This window comes from Nocardioides sp. DN36 (genome assembly GCF_055380375.1).
Window position 1 is genome coordinate 2,325,322 of sequence record NZ_AP043823.1, and the last position, 23,193, is coordinate 2,348,514.

Below are 23,193 nucleotides of genomic sequence, written 5' to 3' on the forward strand. Positions count from 1 at the left end.
TCACGCGAGGGCGCTGCGCAGTCGACCGAGCCCGCGCTCGCGTCCCAGCAGCTCCAGCGACTCGAACAGCGGCGGGGAGACCCGCCGGCCGGTGACGGCCACGCGGACGGGTCCGAACGCGTTGCGGGGCTTGAGCCCCATCTCCTCGACCAGCTTCGTCTGGAGGGCCTCCTGGATCCCGGCGGTCGACCAGCCCTCGAGGCTCGCGAGCGCGTCGTACGACGCCTGCACGACCGCCTTGCCGTCCTCGGTGAGCAGCTTCTCCACGTCGGTCGCGTCGCGCGTGAACGACCCCTCGTCGACGAAGAGGAAGTCCAGCATGTCGACCGCCTCGGTGAGCTTGTTGATGCGCTCGGCGACCAGCGGCATCGCCAGCTCGAGGAGCTGGGCGTCGGCGTCGCGCACCGGGTCGGACAGGACGCCGGCGGCCTTGAGGAACGGGATGACCCGGTGGGTGATCTCGTCGAGGGGCAGCAGCCGCATCTGGGCGGCGTTGATGGCCTCGGCCTTCTTGAGGTCGAAGCGCGCAGGGTTGGGGTTGACGTCCTTGAGGTCGAACTTCTCGACCATCTCCTGCATCGAGAAGACGTCGCGGTCGGCCGCGATCGCCCAGCCCAGCAGGGCGAGGTAGTTGAGCAGGCCCTCGGGCAGGAAGCCCTGGTCGCGGTAGGCCAGCGCGTGCGCCTCGGGGTCGCGCTTGGAGAGCTTCTTGTTGCCCTGGCCCATGACGTAGGGCAGGTGGCCGTACTCGGGCGTGATCTCGGCGATGCCGATGGCCTTGAGCGCCTCGAAGAGGGCCAGCTGGCGCGGCGTCGACGACAGCAGGTCCTCACCGCGCAGCACGTGGGTGATGCGCATGGTCGCGTCGTCGACCGGGGCGGTGAGGGTGTAGAGCGGGTCGCCGTTGGCGCGGCACAGCGCGAAGTCCGGGACGTACTGCGTCTCGAAGGTCACGTCGCCCCGCACCAGGTCGTCCCAGGTGATGGAGCCCTCGGGCATGCGGAACCGCACGATCGACGAGCGACCCTCGGCCTCGAACGCGGCCCGCTGCTCGGCGGAGAGCTCGCGGCAGAAGCCGTCGTACCCCTGCACCTTGGAGCCGGCGGCCTTGCGACGCGCGTCCACCTCCTCGTTGGTGCAGAAGCAGTCGTAGGTGTACGACGAATGGGCCAGCTTGGCCAGCACGTCGCGGTAGAGCTCGGTGCGCTCGGACTGGCGGTAGGGACCGTGGTCGCCGCCGACCTCGACGCCCTCGTCCCACGTGAGACCGAGCCACTGCATCAGGTCGATGATCGACCGGTAGGACTCCTCGGTGGAGCGCTCCTTGTCGGTGTCCTCGATCCGGAAGACGAAGGTCCCGCCGTGGTGTCGGGCGTAGGCCCAGTTGAACAGCGCGGTGCGCACCAGGCCCACGTGCGGGCTGCCGGTGGGCGAGGGCGCCATCCGGACCCGGACGGGCCGCCCCTCGGTCGAGCCGTTGTTCTGGTTGGTCGAGCTTGTCGGGACCATTTAGCGCAGAGCCACCTTGTTCGTGAGAGTGCCGAGTCCGGCGATCGAGACCTCGACCTCGTCGCCGACGTTCATGGGGCCGACACCCTCGGGGGTGCCGGTGAGGATGACGTCGCCGGGGAGCAGCGTCATCACGCTCGAGACGTGAGCGATGAGCGTGGGGATGTCGAAGATCAGGTCGCTGGTGCTGCCGTCCTGCACGACGTCGCCGTTGAGGAAGGTCTGGATCTTCACGCCGTCGGCGAAGGTCTGCGGGTCCAGGTCGGTCTCGATCCACGGGCCCAGCGGGCAGAACGAGTCGAAGCCCTTGGCGCGCGTGAACTGCACGTCCGACTTCTGCAGGTCGCGCGCGGTCACGTCGTTGGCGATCGTGTAGCCGTGGATGACGTCAGTCGCCTGTTCCGGCGGCACGTCGCGGCAGATGCGGCCGATCACGACCGCGAGCTCGCCCTCGTAGTGGAGGTTCTGGGTCTGCGGCGGGTAGAAGATCGGGTCGCCCGGGCCGACCACGCTGGTGTTGGGCTTGAGGAACATCAGCGGCTCGGAGGGGACGTCGTTGCCGAGCTCGGCGGCGTGGGCGGCGTAGTTGCGGCCGATGCCCACCACCTTGCTGCGCGGCAGCACCGGCGCCAGCAGGCGGACGTCCTCGAGGCGGTGCTCCTGGTCGAGCAGCTTGACGCCGACGTACAGCGGGTCGCCGGCCAGGGCCACGACCATGCTGTCCTCGGCGGGCTGCCCGAACTCGTCGAGCTCCCCCGTCACGACTCCGTAGAGCGGGTCTTCTCCGGTGGTGAATCTCGCGATGCGCACCTGCCGAGCCTATCGACCTAGGGTTTGTGCCCGTGGAGGTGCTGGACGAGGTCGAGTGGAGGGCGTGCGCTGCCGCACACGCCGAGCGTGTGGACGCGTTCGTGCAGCCGCACCTGGCCCGGCGCGAGTCGCGGGTCAAGCACCCCGTGCACGACTTCCTGTTCACCTACTACTCGCAGCGCCCGGCACAGCTGCGCCGCTGGCACCCGGGGCACGGCGTGGGGCTGGGCGGCGATGCCTCGGCGTACGCCGGCCTGAAGGGGTACTCGGTCCTGGAGCGGCGCTCCGACGGTGACGTGGTCACGGTCTCGGACGAGTACGTCGCGTCGCAGCGTCCACTGCTCGAGTCCCTGCGCGCGCTGCTCTCGGCCACGGCAGGACGCACCCCCAACTTCGGCTGCTTCGGCATGCATGAGTGGGCGATGGTCTACCGGCTCGCCGAGGACGAGACCCGGCACGCCGACTGGCCGCTGCGGCTGGGGCCGGAGGGCACCGACGCGGTGGTCGAGTCCCACCGGATCGCGTGCTCCCACTTCGACGCCTACCGGTTCTTCACCGGCCCGGCCCGGCCGCTGAACACGCTCTCCCCCACCTCGGCGGACCGTCCGGCGTTCGAGCAGCCGGCCTGCCTGCACGCCGGGATGGACCTCTACAAGCACGCCTTCCGGCTCACCCCGATGATCTCCTCGGACCTGGTGGCCGACTGCTTCGAGCTCGCCCGGGACATCCGGGTGCTCGACATGCGCGCCGCGCCGTACGACCTCGCGGACCTCGGCTTCGAGCCGGTCCGGGTCGAGACCGCCGAGGGCAAGCAGGAGTACGCCGCCGCGCAGCGGGCGTTCGCCGAGCGGGGCGCCCCGCTGCGGGCCCGGCTGCTCGCCGAGTGCGAGCGCCTGCTGTCGGCCGTCGGCGTCCGCGCCCGCTGCTAGCGTCCGACGCGTGGGGACAGCGGACTTCGGCCGGGGCGATGCGCCCGACGTGCGTCCCACCTGGGCGACTCCGGAGGTCGCGAGCAGCCAGGTCCTGGTCCGCCAGGTCGGGGCGCGACGGGGGTGGTTCCGCCCCGCGCGGTTCGAGGTCGCCTACCACCCCGAGGGTCTGACGACGTCTCCGATGTGGGTCCGCCGCACCACGTCGCCCACCGCGGTCCCCGGGAGGGCGCACCCGACGGACCTGCACGACCTGCGGGTCCTCGTGGAGGAGGCCTGGCGCGAGGGCGACCACCGCTGGGTGGCGTGGCCGGTGTGGTACCCGGCCGTGGTCCGCGAGCGTGACCTGCGCCGCGTCGACGAGACCGAGCCACGTGCCCTGGCCGCCCACCGTGCCCGCCAGCGCACCGATCCCGACGGCGCCGGGACGGTCCCCGTCCGCGTCCGCCACCCGCGCCGGGGCGACTGGGTGGTCGAGGGACTCGTGCACGGGCTGACGACCCCCGAACGGACCAGGTGCGGCCTCACGCGACCGGGCCTCACCGAGCTGGGGACGGCGTTCCACCGCGGCGATCCGCAGGCGTGCCCCGCCTGCACGACCGCGTCGGTCTAGCGTGGGCGCATGCGACTCGGACGTGCACTCGCCGCCCTGCTCCTGCTGCCCCTGCTGCTGGGGGTCCTGACCGCGCCGGCCGACGCCGGGGGCGACCCGCGCTGGGTCTTCTACACCAACGAGAAGACCCGCTACACCTCGCCGTGGTACGCCGGGGCGCACCGGATCATGGTCCGTTACGGCTGCACCCCGGCGCCGTACTACGACCCCGACCCGCGGTGCGCGCACGACCGAGGCTTCCACCACGGGATCGACATCGCGATGAAGTGCGGCACCCCGCTCTACGCACGGTTCCGCGGCCGGGTGGTGTCGCACGAGTCGCTGGGGCCGGCGTACGGCACCAACCCGATGCTGATCCGCAACCGGCACCGCGGCTACGACCTCGTGATCGGGCACACCCGCAAGGTCTTCGCCCACCCCGGCGACCGGGTCCGCCGCGGCGAGAAGATCGCGCTGGCCTCCGACAACGGGGCGCCGGACGGGTGCCACCTCCACTTCGAGCGGCGGGCCGTCGGGGGCGGGCTCGACAGCGCCGTCCTGCCGCGCCCGCTGCTGCACCTCACCGAGAAGAAGAAGTCGTGACCGACGACCGGGTCCTGCGCAGCTTCCTGGACGCCGACGGCCGGCTGCACACCATCCCGTCCAAGCGCGCCAAGCTGCTGGTCGTGCTGGACCACCTCGCCCAGTCCTTCGAACCCGGGGAGCGCTACGCCGAGGCGGAGGTCAACGAGATCCTGAACGGGTTCCACGCCGACCACGCCGCGCTGCGTCGCTACCTCGTCGAGAGCCAGTTCCTCTCCCGGGAGGACGGCGTCTACTGGCGCAGCGGGGGCACCGTCGATGTCTGAGGCGTCGACGGGCACGAGCTTCCGCGACGAGGACTGGTACGGCGAGGACCTCGGCGCGGCGCGCTTCGAGGAGTGCACGTTCACCGCCGTGGACCTCAGCGAGGTCAGCACGGCCGGCGCGACCTTCGACCGGTGCATCTTCCACAACTGCCGGTTCAACGCGTCGGTCCACCAGAGCTCGGCATTCGTGGCCTGCGACTTCCGCCGCACCAGCTTCTTCGACGCGACGTTCGAGGGCTGCAAGCTGCTCGGCTCGGTGTTCTCCGACTGCACCCTGCGGCCGATGCGGGTCACGGGCGGGCAGTGGCGCGGCGTCACGATGCGCGGCGCCAACCTCTCGAAGCTCGACCTGGCGGGCCTCGACCTCCGCGACGCGGACCTGTCCCTCTCCGACCTCAGCGGGACCTCGCTGCGCGGCACCCGGCTCGAGGGCGCCACCCTCCGCGACACCGACCTCGGCGAGGCCGACCTGCGCGGAGCGCGGCTGGACCGGGTCGACCTGGCCGCCGCCCGGCTGCGGCGTACCCACCTGGACCTCCCCGGTGCCGTCCTGCTCGCTGAGCTGCACGGCGCCGAGGTGGACGCCGCTCCCCCCGGATAGTCCGGCACGTTTCGTCATCCCCCGGATAGTCCGGCACGTTTCGTCATCCCCCGGATAGTCCGGCACGTTCTGACGGCGTCGTACGTCAGGAACGTGCCGGACCATCGCCTGGCCGTCAGGAACGTGCCGGACTATCGCTTGGCAGCGGCCTGGTGCAGCCGGATCCCGTCGACCACGATCGCGAGGCCGAGGTCGAAGTCGGACTCCTCGCGGGGTGCCCCCTCGATCGCGCCGGCGCTGCCGGCCTGGAGGTGGGTCTGCTCCTCGGAGACGTGGCCGAAGACGAAGTGCAGGAGGGTGCGCGCGGCGGTACGACGCAGCTCGGGGGCCAGGCCGCCGTCGGCGAGGGCGTCGCCGAGGGCCTGCTCGGGCTCGGCGGCACCGAGCCCGAACGCGTGCACCGTCGCGACGACCTCGGCGCCGTCCCGGTAGGCCAGCATCGCGTCGCGCAGCTCGGTGCAGACGGCGACCACGCGCTCGTCCCACGGGAGCCCGGTCCGGCGGTCACGACGGCCCCGGGCCAGGATCTCGTCGGCGACGGCCGCCAGCAGGGTCTGCTTGTTGGCGAAGTGGTGGTAGAGCGCGCTGGGCTGCACCCCCAGCTCGGCCCCGAGCCGCCGCATCGTCAGGTCGGCGAGGCCGTAGGTGTCGAGGACGGCGATCGCCCGCTCGACGACGTCGGACCGTTGGTAGCGCATGGATCTCCTGTGCTCGGGGCGGCCCCGCTTTGACGGGCACCGGCCCCGAACCTAACCTGAACGCCGTTCACCTGACCACCCGGACAGGCCGCTCCCCGAGAAGGAACCCACGTGACGAGCAACGACTCCGCCCGGCGCAGCACCGACCTCGCCCTGATCGCCGGCTTCGCCGCGCTCGTGGCGGCCTGCGCCGTGCTGCCGTCGATCAACCTCACCGGCCCGGTGCCGATCACGTTGCAGACCTTCGGGGTGCTGCTGTCCGGCGCCGTGCTCGGTGCCCGACGGGGCTTCCTGGCCGTGCTGCTCTACCTCGTCGTCGGCGCGGCCGGTCTCCCGGTCTTCGCGAACGGCGCGTCCGGCCTGGCCGTCTTCAGCGGCCCGACGGTCGGCTACCTCATCGGCTTCCCGCTCGCCGCCGGCCTCTGCGGGCTGATCGTCGAGCGCCTCCCCCGCCGCACGGTCCAGTCCAGCGTGCCGGCGATCTTCCTGGCCGGGCTGGTCAGCAGTGCCCTGTGCATCCACACCCTCGGCATGGCCGGCCTCGTGTGGCGCATCGACGGCATGACCTGGTCGGGCGCCTTCGACATCGACAAGGTGTTCTGGATCGGCGACGTGATCAAGAACGTCGCGATGGCGCTGGTCGCCACCGCGGTGCACCGCGCCTTCCCCGACCTGCTCGACCGCGGTCCGGCGGAGGCGGCCCGGGAGGGCTCGCTCGCCGCGTGAGCACCATCCGGCTGGACGGGGCGACCGTGCGCGTCCCCACCGCCGACGGGGACGTCCGCATCCTCGAGGAGACCACCCTCGAGCTGACCGAGCAGCGGATCGCGCTGGTGGGGGCCAACGGCTCGGGGAAGTCCACCCTCGCCCGGCTGCTCAACGGCCTGGTGACCGCGACGAGCGGCCGGGTGCTCGTGGACGACCTCGACGTCGCCCGCCAGGGTCGGGAGGTACGCCGCCGCGTGGGCTTCGTGTTCACCGACCCGGCCGCGCAGCTGGTGATGCCGACGGTGGTCGAGGACGTGGCGCTGTCGCTGCGGCGTACGCATCGCACCAAGGCGGACCGTCGCCGGGCGGCCCTCGAGGTGCTCGCGGCGTACGGCCTCGAGGAGCTCGCCGACCGCAGCGTGCACACCCTCTCCGGCGGACAGCGGCAGCTGCTGGCGCTCGCCGGCGTGCTGGCGACCGATCCCCGGGTGCTGGTGGCCGACGAGCCCACGACGCTGCTGGACCTCGCGAACAGCCGGCGCATCGGCGAGCTGCTGCTGGGTCTCCCCCAGCAGCTCGTGCTGGTCACCCACGACCTCGAGCTGGCTGCCCGGTGCGAGCGGGCGCTGCTGGTCGACGGAGGACGGGTCGTCGCCGACGGTGAGGCGGCCTCGGTCGTGGAGCACTACCGGGCCACCGCATGAGCATGCTCGGCCTGCACCGGCCGGGCACCACGCTGCTCCACCGCCTCCCTGCCGGCGCCAAGCTCCTCGGGCTGCTCGTCGCCGGCGCGGTCGTGGTGGGACTGCGCGGTCCGGTCAGCAGCATCGTGCTGCTGGTGGCCGCAGCGCTGCTGGTCGCCTGGTCGGGCGCCGGGGTGCGGCTCACGGTGCGCGCGCTGCGCGGCATGCTGCTGGTGGCCGCCGCCCTGGGCGCCTACCAGCTCTGGCAGCGGGGCTGGCCGCGCGCGGTGGAGTCGGTGGGCGACCTGCTCGCGCTGGTGCTGCTCGCGACCGTCCTGACCGTCACCACGTCGATCGACGAGATCCTCGACACCGTCACCCGGGCGCTGCGGCCGTTGCGCCGCCTGGGGGTCGACGCCGACCGGGTGGCGCTGGCCTTCGCGCTGATGATCCGGGCCGTCCCCACGACGATCGAGATCGCGGACGAGACCCGGGACGCCGCCCTGGCGCGCGGGCTCGAGCGGGACCCCCGGGCGCGGCTGACGCCGATGGTGATCCGGGTGGTCGCCCACGCCCGTGCGACCGGTGACGCGCTGCATGCGCGGGGGATCGGCGACGACTGACGGATGAGTCACCGGTGCACCGGCGATTCCTGACGTTCTCAGGCGTTGCAACGGCTGAGAAGTGCAGGAGTCACCGGCCCACCGGCGATTCCGACGGGCGTCTCAACCCGTGCGGGTGCCGTGCTCGACGCACTCGGCCGACCACCCGCGCGGGGTGACCTGGACCTTCATCCGGCGCCGGCACTCGCTGCAGAAGCGCGGCGGCTCGAGGGCCAGCCGCCGGGCGCACGAGGCGTGGTCACGCGCATCGACAGGCTCGCCGCAGTGGCCGCAGTACGTCTCCACTAGAGGGTCTTCGCGAGTTCCCTGATCGGCATCTTCAGGTCCGAGAGCAGGGCGAGGTCCTCGTCGGCATCGCGGCCGAGCGTCGTCAGGTAGTTGCCGACGATCACCGCGTTGATGCCACCGAGGAGACCGTCGCGGGTGCCGAGGTCGCCGAGGGTGAGCTCGCGGCCGCCGGCGTACCGCAGGATCGTGCGCGGCATCGCCAGCCGGAACGCCGCGATCGTGCGCAGCGCGTCGGCGGAGCCCATGACCGGCAGGTCACCGAAGGGGGTCCCCGGTCTGGGGTTGAGGAAGTTGAGCGGGACCTCGTGCGGGTCGAGCTCGGCGAGCTGGGCGGCGAGCTCGGCCCGCTGCTCGAGGGTCTCGCCCATGCCGACCAGGCCACCGCAGCACAGCTCCATGCCGGCCTCGCGGACCATCTCGCAGGTCTCCCAGCGCTCCTCCCAGGTGTGGGTGGTCACCACGTTCGTGAAGTACGACCGCGCCGCCTCCAGGTTGTGGTTGTAGCGGTGCACCCCCATCGCGGCCAGGTCGTCGACCTGCTCCTGGGTGAGCATCCCGAGCGAGCAGGCCACGTTGATGTCGACGGCCTCCTGGATCGCCCTGATCCCGTCGCGGACCTGCGACATCAGCCGCTCGTCGGGGCCGCGGACCGCAGCGACGATGCAGAACTCGGTGGCACCGGTGGCCGCGGTCTCCTGCGCCGCCTTGACCAGCTGCGGGATGTCGAGCCACACCGAGCGCACCGGGGAGGTGAACTGGCCCGACTGGCTGCAGAAGTGGCAGTCCTCGGGGCAGCCGCCGGTCTTCAGGCTGATGATCCCCTCGACCTCGACCTCCGGTCCGCAGTGCTTCATGCGTACGGCGTGGGCGAGCTCGAGCAGCTCGGGGACCCGGTCGTCGGGGAGCCGGAGGACCTCCACCAGCTCGTCGTACGACAGGCCCTCCCCGCGGTCGAGGGTGGTGGTCCGGGCGCGCTCCAGGATGTCGGTCACGGACGTCAGCGTAGACCAGAACTGAACGCTGTTCTGAACGGCGTTCAGGAATGCCCCTAGACTCGGGTCCGCCATGACCGCAGCCCCCGAAGCCCACGCCCTCCACGCGACCCTGCTCGACCTCGACCGCGCCCACGTGTGGCACCCGTACACCTCGATGACCGAGCCGGCACCGACGAGGCTGGTCACCGGCGCCCGCGGCGTGCACCTCACCCTGGCCGACGGCACGGACCTGGTCGACGGCATGTCGTCGTGGTGGGCCGCGATCCACGGTTACAACCACCCCGCCCTCAACGCGGCCCTGACCGAGCAGGCCCGGGACTTCGCGCACGTGATGTTCGGCGGCCTCACCCACGAGCCCGCCATCCGGCTGGCGGAACGGCTGGTCGATCTCGCCCCCGCCGGTCTCGAGCACGTCTTCCTCGCCGACTCCGGATCAGTGAGCGTCGAGGTGGCCCTGAAGATGGTCCTGCAGTACCAGCGCGGGGTCGGCCACCCCGAGCGCACCCGGATGCTGACCGTGCGTGGTGGCTACCACGGCGACACGTTCGGCTGCATGAGCGTGTGCGACCCGGTGGGCGGGATGCACTCGATGTTCGCCGACGTGCTGCCGCAGCAGGTCTTCGCGCCCCGCCCGCCCGCCTCCGAGGAGGGGGTGGCCGCGTGGGCCGCGGAGCTCGAGGCCGTCGCCGCCGCGCACGCCCACGAGCTCGCCGGGATCGTGGTCGAGCCGCTGCTCCAGGGCGCCGGCGGGATGCACGTCTACCCGGCTGCCTGCCTGTCCGTGCTGCGCGAGGTCGCCGACCGATACGGGCTGGTGCTGGTCCTCGACGAGATCGCGACGGGGTTCGGCCGCACCGGGACGTTCTTCGCAGCGGAGGCCGCAGGCGTGACGCCCGACGTGCTGTGCCTCGGCAAGGCGCTCACCGGCGGCTACCTCACCCTGGCGGCCGTGCTGTGCACGCCGCGGGTCGCGGCCGGGCTCTCGCACTCCGAGTCCGGCGTCCTGATGCACGGGCCGACGTACATGGGCAACCCGCTCGCGTGCGCCGTCGCGCTCGCCAGCCTCGACCTGCTCGCCAGCGGGGACTGGAGGGCCGACGTCGCGCGCATCAACACCGGCCTCCGTGCCGGGTTGGCCCCGGTGGGGCGCCTGCCCGGCGTCGCCGACGTGCGCACCCTCGGCGCCGTCGGCGTGGTGCAGCTCGACCACCCCGTCGACGTCGTCCTCGCCACCGAGGCCGCGATCGGGAACGGCGTGTGGCTGCGCCCGTTCCGCGACCTGATCTACACGATGCCCCCCTACGTCTCCACCGACGAGGACGTCGCCCGCATCTGCGCGGCGATCGAGGCCGCGGCGGCGGTCGCATGAGCCGTTGGGCGGAGTGGCTGGCCGGGCAGGCGGAGCAGCGCGAGCGCGACGGGCTGCGGCGTACGCTGACGCCCCGCGCGGCTGGCGACCGGGGCGTCGACCTGGCCGGCAACGACTACCTCGGGCTCTCCCGGCACCCCGCCGTGGTGGCCGCGACGGTGTCCGCGGCCCGGACCTGGGGCGCCGGCGCCGGCGCATCGCGGCTGGTGACGGGCACCCTCCAGGTCCACGCCGACCTCGAGACCGCGCTGGCGGCGTACCTCCGTCAGCCGGCGGCGCTGGTCTTCTCGTCGGGCTACCACGCCAACCTCTCGGTCGTGAGCGCGCTGGCGGACCGCGACTGCCGGGTGGTCTCCGACGCCCACATCCACGCCTCGCTGGTGGACGCCGTCCGACTGTCCCGCGCCTCCCTCACCATCGCCCCGCACAACGACGTCGCCGCGGTGCGGTCCGCCCTGGCCGGCGCCCGGGAGCAGCGCACGCTGGTGCTGGCCGAGTCGGTCTACTCGGTGCTCGGCGACCGGGCCCCGCTGGTCGAGCTGGCCGCTGTCTGCGAGGAGTACGACGCACTCCTGGTCGTCGACGAGGCCCACGGGCTCGGCGTCCACGGCCCGGGTCTCGTCGCGGAGCTCGGCCTGGCCGACCTCCCCCACGTCGTGGTCACCGCGACGCTGTCGAAGTCGCTCGGCAGCCAGGGTGGTGTCGTGCTCGGACCCGAGGCCGTGGTCGAGCACCTGGTCAACCGGGCCAGGCCCTTCATCTTCGACACCGGCCTGGCGCCCACCTCGGCCGCAGCCGCGCTCGCGGCACTGGAGGTGCTGCGCGACCACCCCGACCTGTCCCGCCTGGTGCACGGCAGGGTCTCGGACCTCGCCGCCGCGCTGGGCGTCGACCCGCCCGCCGGTGCGGTGCTGTCGGTCCCGATGCCCTCGCCCCGCGCCGCGCTGGCCGCCCAGGCGCAGGCGCTCGCGCACGGTGTCCGCGTCGGCTGCTTCCGGCCGCCGTCGGTGCCGGACGGGGTCTCCCGGCTCCGGGTCACCGCCGGCGCCGGAGTCGCCACCGAGGACTGGGTGCGCGCCGTCGAGGTGCTCGTCGCGGTCGTCAAGGAGCACGCGTGAGCGCCCGGCCCGGCCGCGTCGTCGTGGTGACGGGCACCTCCACGGGAGTGGGCAAGACCGTGGCGACCGCCGCCCTGGTGAGGCGGAGCCTCGGTGCGGGCGAGTCGGTCGTGGTCGTGAAGCCGGTGCAGACCGGAGTCGCGGACGGCGACTCGGACGCCGAGGAGGTGCACCGGCTGACCGGCTGCGCGGTGCAGGAGCACACCGCCCTCGACGAGCCCCTCGCTCCCGACACCGCGGCCCGGCGCGCCGGGGTGCGGATCCCGTCGGTGGCGGAGCACGCCGACCGGGTCCGGGTGCTCACCGAGTTCCACGACACGGTGGTCGTCGAGGGCGCCGGGGGCCTGCTCGTGCGGCTCGACACGGACGGCGGCACCCTGCTCGACCTGGCCGCCGCGCTCGCGGCGTCCGTGCCGACCGAGGTGGTCGTGGTGGTGGCCGCGGGGCTCGGCACCCTCAACCACAGCGAGCTGACGGTGGGTGCGCTGCGGGCGCGGGGGGTGGAGCCGGCGGGGCTCGTGATCGGCTCGTGGCCCGCCGATCCGGGTCTGGCGGAGCGCTGCAACGCCGAGGACCTGCCGCGGGTCACCGGCGTCCCCGTGATCGCGACGATCCCCGCGGGGGCGGGCGCCCTGGACCGGGCGGAGTTCGCGGAGCAGGCGCCGGGCTGGTTCGCCTGAGTCGGGTCCGGCTCGCCACTTGTAACGCTCCGTTAAGGGCTCTGGTGCTCCGTTGTAGCGGGGTCCCAGTCTCCCTAACGGAGCGTTACAAGTGACGGGCGCTCACCACCCCGGCGGGCGCCGGTCCGCCCACGGCGCGGCGGCCTCGACCTGCGCGGAGAGCGAGAGCAGCAGCTCCTCCTCCGCGGGCCGGGCGGCGAGCATCACGCCGACGGGGAGCCCCTCGGCGGTCCGGTGCAGGGGCAGCGAGACCGCCGGCATCCCCGTGACGTTCCACGCCGAGGTCCAGGGCGTGAAGGCCTTCTGGGCCTCGAAGTCCGCGGCCGGGTCGTCGTCGTCGCGCAACGCACCGAGCGGGAGCGGCGGGGTGGCCAGGGTCGGGGTCAGGACCGCGTCGTACGACGCCAGCGCGGTCAGCGCCTCGGCGGCGTACCGGCGCATCGCCCCGATCGCGAGGCCGAACTCGGGCCCGCTCACGGCCCGGCCGCGCTCCGTGAGCCACCGGGTCAACGGGCGCAGCAGGTGCTCGCGCTCGGGGGGCACGACGGAGAGCGCGGTCAGCACCGACCAGCAGGTCTCGAACACGGGCACCGCCTCGCGCGGCAGCGGCACCGGGACGTCGACGACCTCGTGGCCGAGGGACTCCAGCAGCCGCGAGGCGTCCTCCCAGGCCTGCACGCAGTCCGGGTCCACCGCCACGTCGGCGATCACCGGCTCGACGAACCGGGCGATGCGCAGCCGCCCGGGCTCCCGGTCGCACGCCGACAGGAAGGACGCGGCGGGGGCGGGCGCCCAGGACGGGTCCCCGGGGCGGCGCCCGGCGAGCACGTCCAGCAGCGCAGCCGCGTCGCGCACCGTGCGGGCCAGCGACCCGGCCGTGGCCAGCCCCACGGGATCGCCGTACATCGGGGACCCGCTGATCCGGCCGCGGCTCGGCTTGAGGCCGACCAGCCCGCAGCACGACGCGGGGATCCGGATCGAGCCGCCGCCGTCCGACCCCTGGGCCACCGGCACCAGCCCGGCCGCCACCGCCGCGGCCGCGCCGCCCGAGGAGCCGCCGGCCATCCGGCTGGGGTCGTACGGCGTCACGGAGGGGGCCGCCACGTCCGGCTCGGTGTAGCAGGGCGAGCCGAACTCGGGCGTGCTGGTCTTGCCGATGCTGATCATGCCGGCGGCCTCGATGGACAGCGTCACGCCGTCGGAGACGTCGGGCACGAAGTCGGCGAAGGCCGCGGACCCGAAGGTGGTGCGCACCCCCGCGGTCAGGTTGAGGTCCTTGATCGCGGTGGGCACGCCGAACAGCGGCGAGGCCCCCTGGCCGCCCGGCCCCGGCTCCCCCGTCCCCAGCGCCCCCAGCTCCCCCAGCTCCCCCAGGGCCAGCGCGGCGGCCTGCTCCCGCGCCCGGTCGGGGGTGAGCGTGACGAACGCGCCGACCGAGTCGAGCCGGTCGGCGCGTTCGAGGTAGTGCTCGACGAGCTCGGCGGGCGACACCTCGCGGCGTCGCACGAGCTCGCCCTGCTCCAGCGCGGTCAGGTCGTGGAGGTCGGCCATGCGCCGACGCTACCCACCCCGCGCGAACGGGCAGCAGCGATCAGGCGGCGACGGCGTCGTCGTACTCCGCCAGCGTGGTGACGGCACCGACGAGGCGCTCGAGCACCTCGGGGTCGCTGAGCACGTCCACCTCGAGGGCGGACTGGGAGACGGTGACGTCCTCGACGACCACGGCGCCCGCGATGCCGGCGGAGCGGGCGGTGTCCTGGTGCGCCCACTTGCCGCCGTACGGCGTGGGGGTGGCGCCGACGACACCGAACGGCTTGCCCTTGATCGCGCCCTGGCCGTAGGGGCGGGAGAGCCAGTCGATCGCGTTGTTGAGCACGGCCGGCATGGTGCCGTTGTACTCGGGGGTGACCGCCAGGACGCGGTCGGCGCCGCCGACAAGGTCGCGCAGCGCGGCGGCCGCGGCGGGCACGCTCTCGCCGTCGAGGTCCTCGTTGTAGAAGGGCAGCTCGTGCAGGTTCTCGGCGATCTCGACGGTGACGCCGGCGGGGGCCAGCTCACGCAGCTTCTCGGCGATCCGGCGGTTGAGCGAGTCGGCGCGGAGGCTGCCGACGAGGACGACGATGCGGGTGTCGGTCATGGGGGACTCCTGAGGGTCGGGGGTGGTTCCAGTCACGGGTTAAACGGACCGCGGTCCGTTTACTATTCCCCGAGGCGGGACCTTTTTCCCGCGACCCGGCCGCCTGCCCCGCCTAGAGTGAGCGACGTCATGTCCGAGCACACCCTTCTCCCCCTCGTGGATGCGCCCGCGCGCGAGCGCAGCGATGCCGCCCGGAACCGGCTGGCACTGCTGGAGGCGGCGCAGCGGCTGGTGGACAGCTGCGGGGTGGACGGCGTGACGATGGACGCCGTGGCCGCGGCCGCCGGGGTCGGCAAGGGCACGGTCTTCCGGCGCTTCGAGTCCCGCGAGGGGCTGATGGCGGCGCTGCTGAACCACTCCGAGACCGAGTGGCAGGCCGCGGTCATGTCGGGGCCCCCTCCGCTGGGTCCGGGCGCGGACCCGTGGGACCGGCTGATGGCCTTCGGCCGCTCCCGGCTGGAGACCACGCTGCTCCACGCGGACCTGATCCGCGAGGCCGGGCGGGCCGGCTCCCGGTCGTACGCGGCGTACTCCTTCCACGCGATGCACGTTCGCTACCTGCTCGGGCAGCTGCAGGTCACCGGTGACCTCCCCCTGCTCGCGACGGCGCTGATGGCACCCCTGGAGGCGCCGATCCTCGACCAGCAGGTGCGGATCGAGGGGATCGACGTGGATCGCGTGTACGCCGGCTGGGTCGACCTCGCGCGCCGGATCGTCGGCCGGCCCGCCTGAGCCGGGAACCGGCAGCCGGCCGGACGCGTCCGACCTCCAGGAACTGGGGCGAGAGACGGGAGCACGAGTGCGCACGATGATCCTGGCCGCGGCCGGGCTGCTCCTCGCCGCCTGCGGAGAGACGCACGTGACCGTGGACAGCCCGGTGGCCGATCCGTACGACGGCCCGCTGACCGTCGAGCCGCGCCCCGACAGCCCGGACCCGGCGAGGCGCGGCGGCTCGGCGGCCCTGGCCCTGGAGTGCGAGGGCGACGTCTACGCCGCCGGCGGGGGCGACTACGCCGACAGCGGGCTCGAGAGCGTCCAGGAGGACGCGCGCGCTGCCGTCGCGAACTTCGTCAGCGAGGAGGAGGGGACCTACCCCGGCCCCACCGACGACTTCGTGGTCGAGCGGGTCGAGGACGGACGGGTGCTGCTCTCCTACGACGTGCGCGGCCAGACCAAGGTGGCGCTGGTCGCCGCCGACGGCATCCGCGACTGGAAGGGCGACACCGGCTGGGGCGTGGAGGCCTGGGCGCAGTGCGACCCCGCCGAGCTGCCGGCCCGCGTCGCCGAGGCGCACGGTGACGAGGTCTGGGAGGACACGCAGGGCGACCGGGTCCCGGTCACGACCGTCTCGTCCCACCGCGGGCCCGAGCACTGTGACTGGCAGGACATCGTCTTCCTGACAGTGGGCAGCGAGAGGCACCCCGCCGACCACCTGTTCCTCCGCGACGAGAAGGGCGTGCTCCAGGACCTGCTGCGCACGACCTTCTCCGACTCGGTCGCGCTCCCCCGAGACGCGACCGACACCGGCTACCAGCACGACGGCCGCCGGCTGTGGCTGGCCGACGACGGCAGCGCGGCGTACCTGGTGAGCACCAGCGACCGGACCGACGTCGAGCGCTGGCCGGCGGCGAGCTCGCTCATCGGCTGCGACTGAGCCCTCCGGCCGCCCCGGGCGGGCGCTCAGCCGGCGTGGTGGCGGCGCAGGCCGAACGTGAGCCCGTCGACCAGGGCGCCCCACGACGCCTCGATGACGTTGTGGCCCACGCCGACGGTGACCCACGACGACTCGCCGTCGCTGGTCTCGATCAGCACCCGGGTGATCGCGTCCGTGCCGTGCCCCTGGTCGAGGATGCGGACCTTGTAGTCGATGAGCTCGAACTTCGCGACCTCGGGGAACGCCTGGCCGATCGCCGAGCGCAGCGCGGCGTCCAGCGCGTTGACCGGGCCGTTCCCCTCCCCGGTCACGACGTAGCGGACCCCGGCAGCCTTCAGCTTCACCGTGGCCTCGGAGACCGCCTCGTCGTCCACCGTCCGGTTGCTCAGGGTCTCGGTGATGACGCGCCACGACTCGACCTCGAAGTACGACGGCCGCGCGCCCTCGACCTCCTCGAGCAGGAGCAGCTCGAAGGAGGCGTCGGCGGCCTCGAAGGTGTACCCGCGCGACTCGAGCCGCTTCACCCGGTCGGTCACCCGGGACACGAGGTCCTTGTCGCCGGACAGGTCGAAGCCGAGCTCCCGGCCCTTGAGCTCGATCGAGGCCCGGCCGGCCATGTCCGAGACGAGCAGCCTCATGTCGTTGCCGACCTCGACCGGGTCCAGGTGCTGGTAGAGGTTCGGGTCGACCTTGATCGCGCTCGCGTGCAGCCCGGCCTTGTGCGTGAACGCCGACGTGCCGACGTAGGGCTGGCGGGAGGCCGGCGGGAAGTTGGTGACCTCGGCGACCGCGTGCGCGATCCGGGTGGCCTCGCGCAGCAGCCCGTCGGGCAGCACCGGACGGTCCAGCTTGAGCTGGAGGTTGGCCACCACCGAGACCAGGTCGGCGTTGCCGGTGCGCTCGCCGTACCCGTTGATCGTGCCCTGCACGTGGCTGGCGCCGGCGTCCACGGCCGCGAGGGTGTTGGCGACCGCGCACCCGGTGTCGTTGTGGCAGTGGATGCCCACCCGGACGCCGGTGGTCTCGATGACGTCGTGCACCACGTCGGCGACCCAGCCGGGCAGCATGCCGCCGTTGGTGTCGCACAGGGCGACCACCTCGGCGCCCGCGTCATAGGCCGTGCGCAGCACCTCCAGCGCGTAGTCCCGGTTGGCGCGGTAGCCGTCGAAGAAGTGCTCGGCGTCGAGGAAGACCTGCTGCCCCTCGGCCCGCAGGTGGGAGACGGTGTCGCGGACCATGGCGAGGTTCTCCTCGAGGGTGGTCCGCAGCGCCAGCTCGACGTGGCGGTCGTGCGACTTGGCGACCAGGGTGACCACTCCGGCGCCGCTGTCCCGCAACGCAGCCACCAGCGGGTCGTCGGCCGCTCGCACGCCCGCGCGGCGGGTCGCCCCGAACGCCGCCAGCTGCGCGTGCCGGAGGTCGAGCTCCTGCGCGGCGCGCCGGAAGAACTCCGTGTCCTTGGGGTTGGCGCCCGGCCAGCCGCCCTCGATGTACCCCACTCCGAGGCCGTCGAGCTGGCGCGCGATGCTCAGCTTGTCGGCGACCGAGAGGTTCAGCCCCTCCTGCTGCGCACCGTCGCGCAGGGTGGTGTCGTAGACGTGGAACGCGCCGTGCAGGTCCATCGGTCAGTCCCTATTCCGTGAAGCAGTCGTGAAACGGTCCGGGCAACAAAAAAACCTCCCGTGGCACGAGAGGTTGGCGCGTCGGCGGCCCCGGCGGGGCGACGACGCGCTAGGGAATGATCCCGTTCTGCTGCATGCCGTCCATGCTGCCACGGGTGTCCGCCGGGCGGGCGTGGATCTCGCCATCCGAGCCACCCCTCCCGTGCGCCGGCCCCGCTCAGCCCAGCGGCAGGCCATCGGGGATCGACAGCCCCGCGAACGGCTGGTCCCGGAACGGCACCCACGAGGTGCCCGCGGTGTCGACCCGCACGCCCAGCAGCAGCGCCACCGCGAGGACCACCAGCACCGCCCCGATCCAGGCCTGCAGCGACGCCGAGGCCGGGTTGACCACACGGCCCAGCGGTGAGCGGACCCGGGACCCGCCGGGGCCGAGCCACAACGACGCGGCGAACACCGTGCCGCTGGCGGCAAGTGTCGTGGACACGCTCGCGGCCACCGCGTAGCAGATGAGCGCAGCGGCGACGGCCAGGCCGAGGCTCCACAGGGCGAGGAGCACGGTCCCCGCGATCGAGCGGACCAGGTGCCAGGGGGCCGCCACCAGGAACTGCACGCCGTCGTACCACCTGCGGCCGCGCAGGCGGCGCCGGTCACCGGCCGCACTGGCGGCCAGCGAGCCGCTGCGCAGCAGCCAGGTCAGCCCGACCAGGAGCGCCGTGGCCGGCCAGGGGAACGCCGCGACGGCCGCGCCGGCGGCCAGGGCGCCGCCGCCGAGCAGCAGGCCCCGGCGCAGCCGCTCGGGCCACGGCACCGTGGGGGCGGCCGGCGGCCAGGGCTCGGCGTCGTCCGACCAGCCGTCGTGCTGCCGGCCGGGCCAGGCGGCCCGCTCGTCGGGGAGGATCCGGGTGGTCGGCTCCGGGCCGTCGACCAGGGTCTCCCGGTGGAGCTGGTCGGTGGGGTCGTACGCCGCGGACTGCGCCGCGAGCGCCAGCGGGACGGTGTAGGGGTCCTCGGCCGGTGCCGCAGCCGGCGGGACGCGGGTCGCGTCCGGTCGCAGCCAGCGCAGCAGGTCCTCGACCGAGGGCCGGCGGGCCGGGTCCGGGTCGAGGGCGGCGCCGACGATGCCCCGCAGCTCGGCCGGCAGACCGTCGAGGTCGTGCTCACCGCGGCGCACCCGGTCCATGATCGCCATCGACGGGCCGCGGCCGAACGGCGGCCGGCCGGTGCCGGCGTACGCCACCGTCGCCGCCCAGGAGTGGACGTCGGAGGCGGTGGTGGCGTCGTCGCCGTAGAGGATCTCGGGGGCCAGGTAACCCGGGGTGCCGAGCAGCCAGCCGGTGTGGGTCAGCTTGGGGTCGTCGGCGACCCGGGCCAGGCCGAAGTCGATGAGGATGGGGGTGCGGCCCTCCATCAGGACGTTCGACGGCTTGACGTCGCGGTGCAGGACGCCGACCGCGTGCACCGAGGCCAGCCCCTCCGCGAGGCAGCCGGCGAACCAGGTCAGGTCGCCACCGGTGATCGGCCCCTCGTCGACGACGTGGTCGTGCAGCGAGAGCCCGGGGACGTAGCGCGTGGCGACGTACGGGATCTCCGCCCAGGGGTCCGCATCGACGATCTCGGCGACCCACCGGCTGCGGATCCGGCTCAGCGAGCTGACCTCGCGGGCCAGCCGCTGCCGGGCCTCGTCGTCACCGACGATGTGCGGGCGGAGCACCTTGAGCGCCACCCGCTCGCCGCCCGGCCGGCGCGCCAGGTGGACCACGCCCATGCCGCCCTCGCCGATGCGCGCGAGGAGGGTGTAGTCGCCCACGGTCCTGCTGACGGGCAGGTCGGGGCGTGGTGCGGTCGTCACGGAAGGAGGTTACCTGCGCCGGTGCGCCGGCGCGGTCGGGCGCGCGGCCTCAGTCGATGCGGTGCATCCAGCCGAAGGTGTCCTCGGCGCGGCCGTACTGGATGTCCACGAGGGCCTGGCGCACCTTCGTCGTGAGCTCGGTGCTGGCCGGGGCGGGCACCTCGCCCCCGTCCCACTTCAGCGAGCCGACGGGGGTCACGACCGCGGCGGTGCCGCAGGCGAAGATCTCGGTGATCCGGCCGCTGGAGACACCCTCGCGCCACTCGTCGATCGAGAACTTCCGTTCCTCGACCTGGTGGCCGAGCTTGCCGGCGAGCTCGATGATGCTGGAGCGGGTGATGCCCTCGAGGATGGTGCCGGTCTCGGGGGTCACGATGCGGCCGTCGTCGAAGACGAAGTACATGTTCATCCCGCCGAGCTCCTCGACGTACTTCCCCTCCTGGGCGTCGAGGAAGACGACCTGGTCGCAGCCCTGGGCGGTCGCCTCCTGCTGCGCGACCAGCGAGCTGGCGTAGTTGCCGCCGGTCTTGGCCGCACCCATGCCGCCGCGTCCGGCGCGGGTGTACTCCTCGGTGAGCCACAGCGTCACCGGCTTGACGCCGCCCTTGAAGTAGGAGCCCGCCGGGCTGGCGATCACCATGAACGTGACGTGCTGGCTGGGCCGCACGCCGAGGAACTTCTCGGTGGCGATCATGAACGGGCGGACGTAGAGGCTCTTCTCCCCCTCCGCGTCCGGGACCCAGCGCCGGTCGACCCTGACCAGCTCGTCGACGGCCTCGACGAAGTCGGCGACGTCGAGGACCGGGAAGGCCAGCCGCTTGCTCGAGCGCGTCATCCGCGCCGCGTTCTCCTCCGGGCGGAACGACCAGATCGAGCCGTCCGCGTGCCGGTAGGCCTTCATCCCCTCGAAGGTCTCCTGGGCGTAGTGCAGCACCGCCGTGGCCGGGTCGAGCGTGAGCGGGCCGTACGGCTCGATCCGGGCGTCGTGCCAGCCGGCGTCCGGGGTCCACTCGACGGTGAACATGTGGTCGGTGAAGTGCTGGCCGAACCCCGGGTTGGCGAGGATCTCGGCGAGGCGCGCGTCGTCGACCGGCTGGGCGTTGTGGGTGGTGCGGATCTGCATGGGACTCACGGTAGTCGACCTTTCGGAAAGGCGAGACGCCGAGCACCTCTCGGTGCCCGGCGTCTCGGGAGGACGTGATGACAGGCGTCAGCCGGCTACTCGCGCGGCGATCGCGTCGCCGACCTCGGAGGTACGACGCGTGGTGCCGGGGGCGCGGTCGGCCAGGTCGGCGATGACCGCGGACTCGACGGCGGCCGCTGCGTCGGCGTACCCGAGGTGGTCGAGCAGCAAGGAGGCGGACAGGATCGCGGCGGTGGGGTCGGCCTTCTGCTGCCCGGCGATGTCGGGCGCGGAGCCGTGCACGGGCTCGAACATGGAGGGGGCGGTGCGGTCCGGGTTGATGTTCCCGGACGCCGCCAGCCCGATGCCGCCGGTGATCGCGGCGGCGAGGTCGGTGATGATGTCGCCGAAGAGGTTGTCGGTGACGATCACGTCGAAGCGCGCGGGGTCGGTCGTCATGAAGATCGTCGCCGCGTCGATGTGCAGGTAGTCCACGGTGACGTCGGGGAACTCCCGGGCCACCTCGTTCACCAGGCGCGACCAGACCGCCCCCGCGTTCACGAGCACGTTGGTCTTGTGGACCAGCGTGAGCTTACGGCGCGGTCGGCGCTGGGCCCGCGCGAAGGCGTCGCGGACGACCCGCTCCACGCCGAACGCCGTGTTCACCGAGACCTCGGTCGCCACCTCGTGGGGGGTGCCCACGCGCAGCGCTCCGCCGTTGCCCGTGTACGGACCCTCGGTGCCCTCGCGGACCACCACGAAGTCGACCTCCCCCGGCGCAGCCAGCGGGGAGGACACTCCGGGGAAGATGCGGGACGGACGCAGGTTCACGTAGTGGTCGAGCTCGAAGCGCAGCCGCAGCAGCAGCCCCCGCTCGAGGATGCCGGGCGGGAGGTTCGGGTCGCCGGGCTTGCCGCCCACCGCGCCGAGCAGGATCGCGTCGTGGCCGCGGATCTCCTCCAGCACCGAGTCCGGAAGCACCTCGCCGGTCGCGAGGTAGCGCTCCGCGCCGAGGTCGTAGCGGGTCGGCTCGAACTTCACGCCGCTGGGGGCGCCGGCCTCGAGGACCTTGAGCGCCTCGGCGGTGACCTCCTGGCCGATGCCGTCGCCGGGGATGACGGCGAGCTTGAGCGTGCCGGAGCTGGGGTTCGGGTCGGTGGTGGACATGGGCGGAACGTTAGTTGTCGTCGGGGCGCTGGCCGCCGTTGTCCCGCAGGTCGAGCGAGGCCTGGACCGCGGCGTGGGTGTTCTCGGCGCTGCGGGGGTTCTCGGGGTGGTGGCTGGCGGGTCCCCACTCGGGGTACATGTCGTACATCGGAGCTTCTCCTCTGGTGATCGGTGCAGTGCTCGACGGCCGAGCGGCTGCGGACTGGATGAGCCGTGCACGTGGGTCGTGCGCTGAGACGCCCCGCGACGGGGGCTGGTCGACTCATGGATCACATGAGAGGAGGGGGAACCATCAGGTTGCGGATCTCGCACGTGCTGTGGGGTGCGGTCCCGCCGCGGAGGCGTCTTCAGATGAGACGTGAAGCCGTGCAACGCCGAACTCCGCGGCGAGGTGGCCTCACTCGCAGTGCTACTGCTGGGCCTCGCCGCGGCGCTCGATAAGTACGAACACGCTCCGCATGGTGTGGAAACCGTACGCCGTGGCCCCGCGTCGGCGACACGACTTTTCGCAGACTGCTCAGGATGCGAGACGACGTTCCCAAGATGGAAGACTCCCCCGCATGAGTGCCCCACCCGATCTCCCCGACATCGTGTCCCGCGCGTTCGCCGTCTCCCGCAAGTCGGGGTACGTGTCTTTCTGCCGCAACGAGACCGGGCGCCTGCTGGCCACGCTGGCCGCGACCCGGGGCGGGACGATGGCGGAGTTCGGCACCGGGTGCGGGGTCGGGACGGCCTGGCTGCGCTCCGGCGTGCGCGGGGACGCGCGGATCGTGACCGCGGAGCTCGACCCCAGGCTGGCCGGCGCGGCCGCGGAGATCTTCGTCGACGACCCGCAGGTCGAGGTGCTCGCCGCGGACTGGTCGACGCTGCTGGACAAGGGGCCGTTCTCGCTGCTGTTCCTCGACTCCGGGGAGCCCACCGAGGTCGGCGTCGACGCGATCGCCGACCTGGTCGAGGAGGGCGGGATCGTCGTCCTCGACGACTTCACGCCCTGCGAGATCTGGCCGCCCATCTCGGGCGGCCGCGTCGACACCCTGCGCGAGCAGTGGCTCACCGACGAGCGGTTCACGGCCGTCGAGGTGATGGTCGCCTCGGACGCATCCACCCTGATCGCCACCCGCCGCTGACGCACCACCGGGCCGGCGCACCTGTCCCCAGGTGCGCCGGCC

26 protein-coding genes are annotated in these 23,193 nt (G+C 73.1%); 14 read left to right on the top strand and 12 right to left on the bottom strand.

The genetic code is table 11. The features are described from left to right. Together gltX and ACZ43H_RS12030 are read right to left on the bottom strand one after the other, a co-directional pair. Positions 1–1,509 (bottom strand): glutamate--tRNA ligase, encoded by a 1,509-nt coding sequence (gltX, locus tag ACZ43H_RS12025; protein ID WP_464590590.1) that lies wholly within the window; start codon positions 1,507–1,509, stop codon positions 1–3. Continuing rightward, positions 1,510–2,319, bottom strand: coding sequence for a fumarylacetoacetate hydrolase family protein (locus ACZ43H_RS12030; protein ID WP_464590592.1), 810 nt, complete (start codon positions 2,317–2,319; stop codon positions 1,510–1,512). A gap of 32 nt (positions 2,320–2,351) precedes the next feature. Here ACZ43H_RS12030 and ACZ43H_RS12035 point away from each other — a divergent pair, with 32 nt between their 5' ends. The 5 genes from ACZ43H_RS12035 to ACZ43H_RS12055 are packed head-to-tail and all read left to right on the top strand — an operon-like array spanning position 2,352 to position 5,310. Next, complete coding sequence (locus ACZ43H_RS12035; protein ID WP_464590594.1) at positions 2,352–3,248, top strand: 3-methyladenine DNA glycosylase; 897 nt, start codon at positions 2,352–2,354, stop codon at positions 3,246–3,248. Between the two features lie 10 nt (positions 3,249–3,258). Further along, positions 3,259–3,861 (top strand): hypothetical protein, encoded by a 603-nt coding sequence (locus ACZ43H_RS12040; protein ID WP_464590596.1) that lies wholly within the window; start codon positions 3,259–3,261, stop codon positions 3,859–3,861. 9 nt (positions 3,862–3,870) lie between these two features. Then, entirely contained in the window at positions 3,871–4,443 is a 573-nt protein-coding gene (locus ACZ43H_RS12045; protein ID WP_464590598.1) for a M23 family metallopeptidase, read from the top strand. Then, entirely contained in the window at positions 4,440–4,709 is a 270-nt protein-coding gene (locus ACZ43H_RS12050) for a DUF2087 domain-containing protein (protein WP_464590600.1), read from the top strand. Before ACZ43H_RS12045 ends, ACZ43H_RS12050 begins: the two co-directional genes overlap by 4 nt. Beyond that, positions 4,702–5,310, top strand: a complete 609-nt coding sequence (locus tag ACZ43H_RS12055; RefSeq protein ID WP_464590602.1) for a pentapeptide repeat-containing protein — start codon at positions 4,702–4,704, stop codon at positions 5,308–5,310. Before ACZ43H_RS12050 ends, ACZ43H_RS12055 begins: the two co-directional genes overlap by 8 nt. A 131-nt stretch (positions 5,311–5,441) precedes the next feature. Here the strand turns inward: ACZ43H_RS12055 and ACZ43H_RS12060 are convergent, their stop codons facing one another. Further along, on the bottom strand, positions 5,442–6,008 hold the full coding sequence (locus ACZ43H_RS12060; RefSeq protein WP_464590604.1) for a TetR/AcrR family transcriptional regulator C-terminal domain-containing protein: 567 nt from the start codon (positions 6,006–6,008) through the stop codon (positions 5,442–5,444). Between the two features lie 111 nt (positions 6,009–6,119). Between ACZ43H_RS12060 and ACZ43H_RS12065 the strand changes: the two genes are divergently transcribed. From ACZ43H_RS12065 to ACZ43H_RS12075, 3 genes are read left to right on the top strand one after another with little or no spacing between them, the layout of a single operon-like run. After that, positions 6,120–6,734 carry a biotin transporter BioY gene (locus ACZ43H_RS12065; RefSeq protein ID WP_464590606.1) on the top strand — a complete coding sequence of 205 codons (615 nt, stop codon included), beginning with the start codon at positions 6,120–6,122 and terminating at the stop codon, positions 6,732–6,734. Then, positions 6,731–7,420 (top strand): energy-coupling factor ABC transporter ATP-binding protein, encoded by a 690-nt coding sequence (locus ACZ43H_RS12070; RefSeq protein WP_464590608.1) that lies wholly within the window; start codon positions 6,731–6,733, stop codon positions 7,418–7,420. Before ACZ43H_RS12065 ends, ACZ43H_RS12070 begins: the two co-directional genes overlap by 4 nt. Then, entirely contained in the window at positions 7,417–8,022 is a 606-nt protein-coding gene (locus tag ACZ43H_RS12075; protein WP_464590610.1) for a CbiQ family ECF transporter T component, read from the top strand. Before ACZ43H_RS12070 ends, ACZ43H_RS12075 begins: the two co-directional genes overlap by 4 nt. A 102-nt stretch (positions 8,023–8,124) precedes the next feature. Here the strand turns inward: ACZ43H_RS12075 and bsaP are convergent, their stop codons facing one another. Together bsaP and bioB are read right to left on the bottom strand one after the other, a co-directional pair. Beyond that, the gene (bsaP, locus tag ACZ43H_RS12080) at positions 8,125–8,307 is read right to left on the bottom strand and encodes a biotin synthase auxiliary protein BsaP (protein WP_464590612.1); all 183 of its coding nucleotides are present in this window, start codon (positions 8,305–8,307) and stop codon (positions 8,125–8,127) included. After that, complete coding sequence (gene bioB / locus ACZ43H_RS12085) at positions 8,307–9,302, bottom strand: biotin synthase BioB (RefSeq protein WP_464590614.1); 996 nt, start codon at positions 9,300–9,302, stop codon at positions 8,307–8,309. The genes bsaP and bioB overlap by 1 nt, the downstream gene beginning before the upstream one ends. A gap of 73 nt (positions 9,303–9,375) precedes the next feature. Between bioB and ACZ43H_RS12090 the strand changes: the two genes are divergently transcribed. Genes ACZ43H_RS12090 through bioD form a run of 3 tightly spaced genes read left to right on the top strand, consistent with a single transcriptional unit; the run spans position 9,376 to position 12,472 of the window. After that, the gene (locus tag ACZ43H_RS12090) at positions 9,376–10,674 is read left to right on the top strand and encodes an adenosylmethionine--8-amino-7-oxononanoate transaminase (RefSeq protein WP_464590617.1); all 1,299 of its coding nucleotides are present in this window, start codon (positions 9,376–9,378) and stop codon (positions 10,672–10,674) included. Beyond that, on the top strand, positions 10,671–11,792 hold the full coding sequence (locus tag ACZ43H_RS12095) for an 8-amino-7-oxononanoate synthase (RefSeq protein ID WP_464590619.1): 1,122 nt from the start codon (positions 10,671–10,673) through the stop codon (positions 11,790–11,792). The genes ACZ43H_RS12090 and ACZ43H_RS12095 overlap by 4 nt, the downstream gene beginning before the upstream one ends. Then, positions 11,789–12,472: a dethiobiotin synthase gene (gene bioD / locus ACZ43H_RS12100; protein WP_464590621.1), complete on the top strand. Its 684-nt coding sequence runs from the start codon at positions 11,789–11,791 to the stop codon at positions 12,470–12,472. Before ACZ43H_RS12095 ends, bioD begins: the two co-directional genes overlap by 4 nt. A gap of 102 nt (positions 12,473–12,574) precedes the next feature. Here bioD and ACZ43H_RS12105 read toward each other — a convergent pair whose 3' ends face one another. Together ACZ43H_RS12105 and ACZ43H_RS12110 are read right to left on the bottom strand one after the other, a co-directional pair. After that, entirely contained in the window at positions 12,575–14,023 is a 1,449-nt protein-coding gene (locus tag ACZ43H_RS12105) for an amidase (protein WP_464590623.1), read from the bottom strand. 40 nt (positions 14,024–14,063) lie between these two features. Beyond that, on the bottom strand, positions 14,064–14,609 hold the full coding sequence (locus tag ACZ43H_RS12110; RefSeq protein WP_464590624.1) for an NADPH-dependent FMN reductase: 546 nt from the start codon (positions 14,607–14,609) through the stop codon (positions 14,064–14,066). A gap of 129 nt (positions 14,610–14,738) precedes the next feature. Between ACZ43H_RS12110 and ACZ43H_RS12115 the strand changes: the two genes are divergently transcribed. Continuing rightward, entirely contained in the window at positions 14,739–15,341 is a 603-nt protein-coding gene (locus ACZ43H_RS12115; protein ID WP_464590626.1) for a TetR/AcrR family transcriptional regulator, read from the top strand. A gap of 67 nt (positions 15,342–15,408) precedes the next feature. Next, positions 15,409–16,263: a hypothetical protein gene (locus ACZ43H_RS12120; RefSeq protein WP_464590628.1), complete on the top strand. Its 855-nt coding sequence runs from the start codon at positions 15,409–15,411 to the stop codon at positions 16,261–16,263. Positions 16,264–16,289: 26 nt separating this feature from the next. Here ACZ43H_RS12120 and cimA read toward each other — a convergent pair whose 3' ends face one another. The 5 genes from cimA to ACZ43H_RS12145 all read right to left on the bottom strand — a co-directional run bounded on the left by cimA (position 16,290) and on the right by ACZ43H_RS12145 (position 22,172). Continuing rightward, a complete protein-coding gene (gene cimA / locus ACZ43H_RS12125; RefSeq protein WP_464590629.1) occupies positions 16,290–17,885 on the bottom strand; it encodes a citramalate synthase in 1,596 nt (531 codons plus the stop codon). A gap of 217 nt (positions 17,886–18,102) precedes the next feature. Then, a complete protein-coding gene (locus ACZ43H_RS12130) occupies positions 18,103–19,734 on the bottom strand; it encodes a serine/threonine-protein kinase (RefSeq protein ID WP_464590631.1) in 1,632 nt (543 codons plus the stop codon). Between the two features lie 49 nt (positions 19,735–19,783). Further along, on the bottom strand, positions 19,784–20,857 hold the full coding sequence (locus ACZ43H_RS12135) for a branched-chain amino acid aminotransferase (protein ID WP_464590633.1): 1,074 nt from the start codon (positions 20,855–20,857) through the stop codon (positions 19,784–19,786). A gap of 87 nt (positions 20,858–20,944) precedes the next feature. Beyond that, a complete protein-coding gene (locus ACZ43H_RS12140) occupies positions 20,945–22,024 on the bottom strand; it encodes a 3-isopropylmalate dehydrogenase (protein ID WP_464590635.1) in 1,080 nt (359 codons plus the stop codon). Between the two features lie 10 nt (positions 22,025–22,034). After that, positions 22,035–22,172: a hypothetical protein gene (locus ACZ43H_RS12145; RefSeq protein ID WP_464590637.1), complete on the bottom strand. Its 138-nt coding sequence runs from the start codon at positions 22,170–22,172 to the stop codon at positions 22,035–22,037. A gap of 412 nt (positions 22,173–22,584) precedes the next feature. On the opposite strand from ACZ43H_RS12145, the gene ACZ43H_RS12150 reads away from it, so the two are divergent. Then, positions 22,585–23,151 carry an O-methyltransferase gene (locus ACZ43H_RS12150; protein ID WP_464590638.1) on the top strand — a complete coding sequence of 189 codons (567 nt, stop codon included), beginning with the start codon at positions 22,585–22,587 and terminating at the stop codon, positions 23,149–23,151. The last annotated feature ends 42 nt before the right edge of the window (positions 23,152–23,193 follow it).

Excerpts from the sequence above, each read along its gene's own strand:
- ACZ43H_RS12135 (WP_464590633.1), bottom strand. The coding sequence starts at position 20,857 with ATGCAGATCCGCACCACCCACAACGCCCAGCCGGTCGACGACGCGCGC.
- ACZ43H_RS12145 (WP_464590637.1), bottom strand. The coding sequence starts at position 22,172 with ATGTACGACATGTACCCCGAGTGGGGACCCGCCAGCCACCACCCCGAG.
- ACZ43H_RS12055 (WP_464590602.1), top strand. The coding sequence starts at position 4,702 with ATGTCTGAGGCGTCGACGGGCACGAGCTTCCGCGACGAGGACTGGTAC.
- ACZ43H_RS12115 (WP_464590626.1), top strand. The coding sequence starts at position 14,739 with ATGTCCGAGCACACCCTTCTCCCCCTCGTGGATGCGCCCGCGCGCGAG.
- ACZ43H_RS12060 (WP_464590604.1), bottom strand. The coding sequence starts at position 6,008 with ATGCGCTACCAACGGTCCGACGTCGTCGAGCGGGCGATCGCCGTCCTC.
- ACZ43H_RS12140 (WP_464590635.1), bottom strand. The coding sequence starts at position 22,024 with ATGTCCACCACCGACCCGAACCCCAGCTCCGGCACGCTCAAGCTCGCC.
- gltX (WP_464590590.1), bottom strand. The coding sequence starts at position 1,509 with ATGGTCCCGACAAGCTCGACCAACCAGAACAACGGCTCGACCGAGGGG.
- cimA (WP_464590629.1), bottom strand. The coding sequence starts at position 17,885 with ATGGACCTGCACGGCGCGTTCCACGTCTACGACACCACCCTGCGCGAC.
- ACZ43H_RS12110 (WP_464590624.1), bottom strand. The coding sequence starts at position 14,609 with ATGACCGACACCCGCATCGTCGTCCTCGTCGGCAGCCTCCGCGCCGAC.
- ACZ43H_RS12150 (WP_464590638.1), top strand. The coding sequence starts at position 22,585 with ATGAGTGCCCCACCCGATCTCCCCGACATCGTGTCCCGCGCGTTCGCC.
- ACZ43H_RS12095 (WP_464590619.1), top strand. The coding sequence starts at position 10,671 with ATGAGCCGTTGGGCGGAGTGGCTGGCCGGGCAGGCGGAGCAGCGCGAG.
- ACZ43H_RS12045 (WP_464590598.1), top strand. The coding sequence starts at position 3,871 with ATGCGACTCGGACGTGCACTCGCCGCCCTGCTCCTGCTGCCCCTGCTG.
- ACZ43H_RS12105 (WP_464590623.1), bottom strand. The coding sequence starts at position 14,023 with ATGGCCGACCTCCACGACCTGACCGCGCTGGAGCAGGGCGAGCTCGTG.
- ACZ43H_RS12090 (WP_464590617.1), top strand. The coding sequence starts at position 9,376 with ATGACCGCAGCCCCCGAAGCCCACGCCCTCCACGCGACCCTGCTCGAC.
- ACZ43H_RS12075 (WP_464590610.1), top strand. The coding sequence starts at position 7,417 with ATGAGCATGCTCGGCCTGCACCGGCCGGGCACCACGCTGCTCCACCGC.